The following is a 6,773-nucleotide window of genomic DNA, read 5'->3' on the forward strand; positions in this document are numbered from 1 at the left end:
CGCGCGCAGCTTGGCGTATGCGGGATGGGTCAGCGAATCGGCGGCGTGGGTCACGGACGTCAGCCGACCTCGACGATCAACTCCACTTCCACCGGAGCATCCAGTGGCAGCTCGGAGACACCGACCGCCGAGCGCGCATGCGCGCCCTGTTCGCCGAACACCTCGGCGAGCAACTCGGAGGCCCCGTTGATGACGCTCGGCTGGCCATTGAAACCCGGAGCCGAGGCGACGAATCCGACGACCTTCACCACCCGGGTCACCTCGTCGATACCCACCAGCGAGTTGACGGCCGCCAGCGCGTTGAGCACACAGATCCGGGCCATCGCCTTGCCGTCGTCGGGGCTGACGGCGGCGCCGACCTTACCGGTGGCCAACAGCTTTCCCTCTCGCATGGGGAGCTGCCCTGCGGTGTAGATCAGGTTGCCGGTTCGCACCGCCGGTACGTAAGAGGCCAGCGGCGCAACCACCTCCGGGAGCCCGAGGCCGAGCTGCCCGAGCCGGGCCGAAGCACTCATCGGGACCGACCCCTTTACTTGGGCCGCTTCAGATACGCGACGTGCTGCTCGCCGGTCGGCCCTTGCAGCACCGACACCAGCTCCCAGCCATCGGCGCCCCACTGGTCCAGGATCTGTTTGGTGGCATGCGTCAGCAGCGGAACCGTGACGTACTCCCATGCGGTCGGTTGGGTCATGCCGCGAGCTTATCGGGTCGGGCTAGCATGCGAAGGTGGCAACCACATCGAGCGGCGGAGCTGCCGTCGGCTGGCCCTCGCGCTTGACGAAGGCCCGTTTACATTTCGTGACCGGCAAAGGCGGAACGGGTAAGTCGACCATCGCGGCCGCGCTTTCACTGACCCTGGCGGCGGGAGGCCGCAAGGTCCTGCTCGTGGAAGTCGAGGGCCGGCAAGGGATTGCACAACTCTTCGACGTGCCGCCCCTGCCCTATCAGGAGGTGAAGATCGCGACCGCCGAACGCGGCGGTCAGGTCAACGCCCTGGCGATCGACATCGAGGCCGCCTTCCTGGAATACCTCGACATGTTCTACAACCTGGGCATTGCGGGACGGGCGATGCGCCGGATCGGCGCGATCGAGTTCGCGACGACGATCGCGCCTGGTCTGCGTGACGTGCTGCTGACCGGCAAGATCAAAGAGACGGTGATACGCCTCGACAAGAGTCGGCTGCCGGTTTACGACGCGATCGTCGTCGACGCCCCCCCGACCGGACGGATCGCGCGGTTCCTGGATGTCACCAAGGCCGTGTCCGATTTGGCCAAGGGCGGCCCGGTGCATTCGCAGGCCGATGGCGTGGTCAAGCTACTGCACTCCGAACAGACGGCCATTCACTTAGTCACCCTGCTGGAGGCGCTTCCGGTCCAGGAAACACTGGAAGCCATCGAAGAGCTCGCCGACATGCAGCTGCCGATCGGCAGCGTGATCGTGAACCGCAACATACCCTCTTACCTGCAGCCGGCCGATCTGGCGAAGGCCGCCGAGGGACACGTCGACGCCGACTCGGTGCGGTCGGGATTGGAAAAGTCTGGAATCAGTCTGAGCGACAAGGACTTTGCGGGCCTGCTCACGGAGACCATCGAGCATGCGACGGTCGTGGCCACCCGCGCGGAGATCGCGCAACAGCTCGATGCGCTGAAGGTGGCGCGATTGGAACTACCGGCAATTTCCGACGGGGTCGACCTCGGCAGCCTTTACGAGCTGTCGGAATCGCTTGCACAGCAGGGGGTTCGATGAGCACCACACCTACAAAGCTTGACATGGCGGCCATCCTGGCCGACACGACCAATCGCGTGGTGGTGTGCTGCGGCGCGGGCGGGGTGGGCAAGACCACCACCGCCGCCGCGATTGCACTGCGCGCCGCCGAATACGGCCGCAATGTCTGCGTTTTGACGATCGACCCGGCCAAGCGACTGGCACAGGCGCTCGGGGTCAGCGACCTCGGTAACACGCCGCAACGCGTCCCCCTGGCGGCGGAGGTTCCCGGCGAGCTGCACGCGATGATGCTCGACATGCGGCGCACCTTCGACGAGATGGTGATCCAGTACTCCGGACCCGGTCGCGCACAAGCGATTCTGGATAACCAGTTCTATCAGACGGTCGCCAGTTCACTCGCCGGCACGCAGGAGTACATGGCGATGGAGAAGCTGGGCCAGCTGCTGGCCGAGGATCGCTGGGACTTGGTAGTCGTCGATACCCCGCCATCGCGCAACGCCCTGGATTTCCTGGACGCGCCGAAAAGGCTGGGTAGCTTCATGGACAGCCGGCTGTGGCGGCTGCTGCTCGCACCGGGCCGGGGCATCGGGCGATTGGTAACCGGCGCAATGGGTTTGGCGATGAAGGCGATGTCCACAATCCTGGGTTCACAGATGCTCGGCGACGCGGCGGCCTTCGTACAGTCGCTGGACGCCACCTTCGGCGGCTTCCGCGAGAAGGCCGATCGCACCTACGCGCTGCTGAAAAGGCGTGGGACGCAGTTCGTTGTGGTGTCGGCGGCCGAGCCGGACGCGCTGCGCGAGGCGGCCTTCTTCGTCGACCGGCTGTCGCAGGAAGGCATGCCGCTCGCCGGGCTGGTCTTGAACCGCACCCATCCGCCGCTGTGCTCCCTGCCGGCCGAGCGGGCGATCGACGGCAGCGAAATGCTGGAAGAGGATGGCGACTCCGAAGCCGCGTCGCTGGCCTCGGCGGTGTTGAAGATTCACGCCGACCGCGCGCAGACCGCCAAGCGGGAGATCAGATTGCTTTCCCGATTCACCGGAGCCAATCCGCACGTTCCGGTCGTCGGCGTGCCGTCGCTGCCGTTTGATGTGTCGGATCTGGAGGCGCTGCGCGCGCTCGCCGATCAGATCACTTCGGTAGCTGACGATGCGGGCCGGGCTACGGCCCGCTGAAATCCTTCCGCCCCCACGGAAGGTTCAGCCGACGCTGCGGGCTCGCCTCTTGTCGAAGAAGTCCGCCCAGGAAACCACCTCGGGGTGCTGCTTGAGCAGTGCGCGGCGTTGCCGCTCGGTCATGCCGCCCCACACCCCGAACTCGACCTTGTTGTCCAGCGCGTCCGCCCCGCATTCCTGCATCACCGGGCAGTGCCGGCAGATCACTGCCGCTTTGCGCTGAGCAGCTCCTCGGACAAACAGTTCGTCGGGATCGGTGGTCCGGCATAGCGCCTTGGAGACCCAAGCGATCCGTTCCTCGGCATCGACACTGCGAAGTACCCCTTGTGCGGCTGCAATGTTTGTCCTACGCGCCGCCGGCCGTATTGGTGACACGAACTGTTCCCTTCCCTATCGGCCGCCCGTCGCGACCGCCCTCCTCGGGTGCAGATCCCGACCTAGCGATCTACGCCACACCATGTACATCGGTGTTACCTGAATCTCACCGTGTGTCTAAGTTAGGTGGTCAGGTGCCAATTGCGCAACAGTCCGATAACGCTTTTTTTGGGACGGGCGTGCCGTCTCGTACCAGAAGGCGGGCGCGGAAGTGATCTTGGGCGGTAAGGTGCGCGCCGCGTGACGCAACCGCAAATTCCACGCCCTCCGGCGACCGGCGCTCAGATAGACACATTTTATCGGTGAACGCGCAGCGTGGCGGCGTGACTGGGGGCCGCTAATGTAGTAGCCATGTCAGACCGCCCCCCGGCCGTGCTCACCATCCTCAAGCTCGCGGGGCTGTGTTTGTTGGCCAGCGTCGTTGCCACGGCGCTGCTGTTCCCCTTCGCCGGCGGCATAGGGCTTGTGTCCAATCGGGCCTCGGAGGTGGTGGCCAACGGGTCGGCTCAGCTTCTCGAGGGTGAGGTGCCGGCCGTGTCGACGATGGTCGACGCCAAAGGCAACACCATCGCCTGGCTGTACTCCCAGCGCCGGTTCGAGGTCCCAGGCGACAAAATCGCCAACACGATGAAGCTGGCGATCGTGTCCATCGAGGACAAGCGGTTCGCCGAGCACAACGGGGTGGACTGGAAAGGCACCCTGACCGGGCTGGCGGGCTATGCGCGCGGCGACGTCGACACACGCGGCGGCTCGACCATCGAGCAGCAGTACATCAAGAACTACCAACTCCTGGTGACCGCCAAAACCGACGCCGAGAAGCGCGCGGCCATCGAGACCACCCCGGCGCGCAAGCTGCGCGAGATCCGCATGGCGCTGACGCTGGACAAGACGTTCACCAAGCCGGAGATCCTGACGCGATATCTGAATTTGGTTTCGTTCGGCAACGGCTCGTTCGGTGTGCAGGACGCCGCGCAGACCTACTTCGGCATCAACGCGTCCGACCTGAATTGGCAGCAGGCGGCGCTGCTGGCGGGCATGGTGCAGTCGACCAGTGCGCTCAACCCGTACATCAACCCCGACGGCGCGTTGGCGCGGCGAAACCTGGTGCTGGACACCATGATCGAGAACATCCCGCAGGAGGAGGACGCGCTGCGTGCGGCCAAGGCCGCGCCGTTGGGAATCCTCCCGCAGCCCAACGAGTTACCCCGCGGCTGCATCGCGGCGGGTGATCGAGCGTTCTTCTGCGACTACGTCCAGGAGTACCTGTCTCGGGCCGGGATCAGTAAGGAACAGGTAGCCCGGGGCGGTTACACCATCAAGACCACGCTGGACCCGGACGTGCAGATTCCCGTCAAGGCGGCCATCGACAAGTTCGCCAGCCCGACGCTGCCGGGGATCTCGAGCGTGATGAGCGTGCTCCAGCCGGGCAAGACGTCGCACAAGGTGATGGCCATGGCCAGCAACCGCACCTACGGGCTCGACGTCGACGCCGGTCAAACCATGCGTCCGCAGCCGTTCTCGCTGGTCGGTGACGGCGCGGGATCCGTCTTCAAGATCTTCACCACGGCCGCGGCCCTGGACATGGGGATGGGCATCAACGCCACCCTCGAGGTGCCGGGCCGGTTCCAGGCGAAGGGCATGGGCAGCGGGGGGGCCAAGGGCTGTCCAAAGGACAACTGGTGCGTGGTCAACGCTGGTAACTATCGCGGCTCGATGAACGTCACTGACGCGTTGGCCACCTCGCCCAACACTGCGTTCGCCAAGCTGATCCAACAGGTCGGCGTAACGCGCACGGTGGACATGGCGATCAAGCTCGGGCTGCGGTCCTACGCCGACCCGGGCACGGCCCGCGACTACAACCCCGACAGCAACGAGAGTCTGGCCGATTTCGTCAAACGGCAGAACATCGGCTCCTTCACCCTGGGCCCGATCGAGGTGAATGCGCTGGAGCTGTCCAACGTCGCTGCCACCCTCGCCTCGGGCGGCACCTGGTGTCCGCCCAATCCGATCGACAAGCTGGTCGACCGCAAGGGCAACGAGGTCGCGGTGACCACCGAGACCTGCGATCAGGTGGTGCCCGAGGGCCTTGCGAACACGTTGGCCAACGCCATGAGCAAGGATGCCCTCGGCGGCGGCACCGCTGCCGGATCGGCCGGTGCGGCGGGCTGGGACCTGCCGATGTCCGGTAAGACGGGCACCACCGAGGCGCACCGCTCGTCGGGCTTCGTGGGGTTCACCAACCACTACGCGGCGGCCAACTACATCTACGACGACTCCCCCAACCCCACCGATCTGTGCTCGGCCCCGCTGCGCCATTGCGGTGAGGGCGACCTATACGGCGGTAACGAACCGGCGCGCACGTGGTTCACCGCGATGAAGCCGATCGCCAACAACTTCGGGCCGGTGCAGTTGCCGCCGACCGACCCCCGCTACGTCGACGGGTCACCCGGCTCGCGGGTGCCCAGCGTCGCCGGCCTGGACATCGATGCGGCGCGCCAGCGCATCAAGGAGGCGGGCTTCCAGGTCGCCGACCAGAACAACTTCGTCAACAGCAGCGCAAAACAGGGCGAGGTGGTCGGCACAACCCCAAGCGGGGCAACGATCCCCGGCTCGATCATCACCATCCAAGTCAGCAACGGCATCCCGCCTGCCCCGCCGCCACCCCCGGAAGGTGCCCCGCCGCCGGTCGGCTCGCAGGTAGTCGAGATTCCGGGTCTGCCACCGATCACCATTCCGCTGCTGGCGCCGCCACCGCCGCCGGCACCCGGTCAGCCGCCGCCATAGGCGTCGTGACGTCAAGAGATACGCTGCCAGTCCGCAAGCGGCAGTAGCATGCCAGCATGGCTGATGTTTTGCCCGTCCTGATACGTGCTGGCGCCGCCGCGCTCGGTTCGAGCGTCGCCGGCCTTGGTTATGCCGCGGTCATCGAGCGCAACGCGTTCGTACTGCGCGAGATCACCATGCCCGTGTTGACCCCGGGCTCGACCCCGCTGCGGGTGCTGCATATCAGCGACCTCCACATGACGCCCGGCCAGCGCCGCAAGCAGGCGTGGCTGCGCGAGCTGGCCGGGTGGGAACCGGATCTGGTGGTCAACACCGGCGACAACCTGGCCCACCCCAAGGCGGTGCCCTCGGTCATCCAGGCCCTGGGCGACCTGCTGTCGCGACCGGGCGTCTTCGTGTTCGGCAGCAACGACTACTTCGGCCCGCGCCTGAAGAACCCGCTGAACTACGTGACCAACCCGTCGCACCGGGTTCGCGGCGAACCCCTGCCCTGGCAGGACCTGCGGGCCGCGTTCACCGAGCGGGGCTGGCTCGACCTCACCCACACCCGCCGCGAGTTCGAAGTGGCGGGTCTGCACATCGCCGCCGCGGGCGTGGACGACCCGCACATCGACCGCGACCGCTACGAAACCATCGCAGGCCCGTCCAGTCCGGCCGCGAATCTGCGGCTGGGACTGACTCATTCGCCCGAGCCACGGGTGCTGGATCGCTTCG

7 protein-coding genes are annotated in these 6,773 nt (G+C 66.2%); 4 read left to right on the plus strand and 3 right to left on the minus strand.

Features of this window, described 5'->3' with window-relative positions; all coding sequences use genetic code 11:
• Nucleotides 1-59: 59 nt before the first annotated feature.
• Nucleotides 60-515, minus strand: coding sequence for a RidA family protein (locus A5652_RS09495; RefSeq protein ID WP_067349703.1), 456 nt, complete (start codon nt 513-515; stop codon nt 60-62).
• A 14-nt stretch (nt 516-529) separates the two neighbouring features.
• A complete protein-coding gene (locus A5652_RS27480) occupies nt 530-691 on the minus strand; it encodes a DUF4177 domain-containing protein (RefSeq protein WP_156623938.1) in 162 nt (53 codons plus the stop codon).
• Between the two features lie 35 nt (nt 692-726).
• On the opposite strand from A5652_RS27480, the gene A5652_RS09500 reads away from it, so the two are divergent.
• Entirely contained in the window at nt 727-1,746 is a 1,020-nt protein-coding gene (locus tag A5652_RS09500) for an ArsA-related P-loop ATPase (RefSeq protein ID WP_067349705.1), read from the plus strand.
• Nucleotides 1,743-2,900 (plus strand): ArsA family ATPase, encoded by a 1,158-nt coding sequence (locus tag A5652_RS09505; RefSeq protein WP_067349708.1) that lies wholly within the window; start codon nt 1,743-1,745, stop codon nt 2,898-2,900. The genes A5652_RS09500 and A5652_RS09505 overlap by 4 nt, the downstream gene beginning before the upstream one ends.
• Nucleotides 2,901-2,924: 24 nt before the next feature.
• Here A5652_RS09505 and A5652_RS09510 read toward each other — a convergent pair whose 3' ends face one another.
• Nucleotides 2,925-3,275: a WhiB family transcriptional regulator gene (locus tag A5652_RS09510; protein WP_067349711.1), complete on the minus strand. Its 351-nt coding sequence runs from the start codon at nt 3,273-3,275 to the stop codon at nt 2,925-2,927.
• A 351-nt stretch (nt 3,276-3,626) separates the two neighbouring features.
• Between A5652_RS09510 and ponA2 the strand changes: the two genes are divergently transcribed.
• Entirely contained in the window at nt 3,627-6,059 is a 2,433-nt protein-coding gene (ponA2, locus tag A5652_RS09515; RefSeq protein ID WP_067349714.1) for a transglycosylase/D,D-transpeptidase PonA2, read from the plus strand.
• A gap of 56 nt (nt 6,060-6,115) precedes the next feature.
• Nucleotides 6,116-6,773, plus strand: a 658-nt coding sequence (locus A5652_RS09520) for a metallophosphoesterase (RefSeq protein WP_067349717.1), incomplete at its 3' end; no start/stop codon positions are given.

Source organism: Mycobacterium sp. 1165178.9 (assembly GCF_001673555.1).
Lineage (GTDB): Bacteria > Actinomycetota > Actinomycetes > Mycobacteriales > Mycobacteriaceae > Mycobacterium.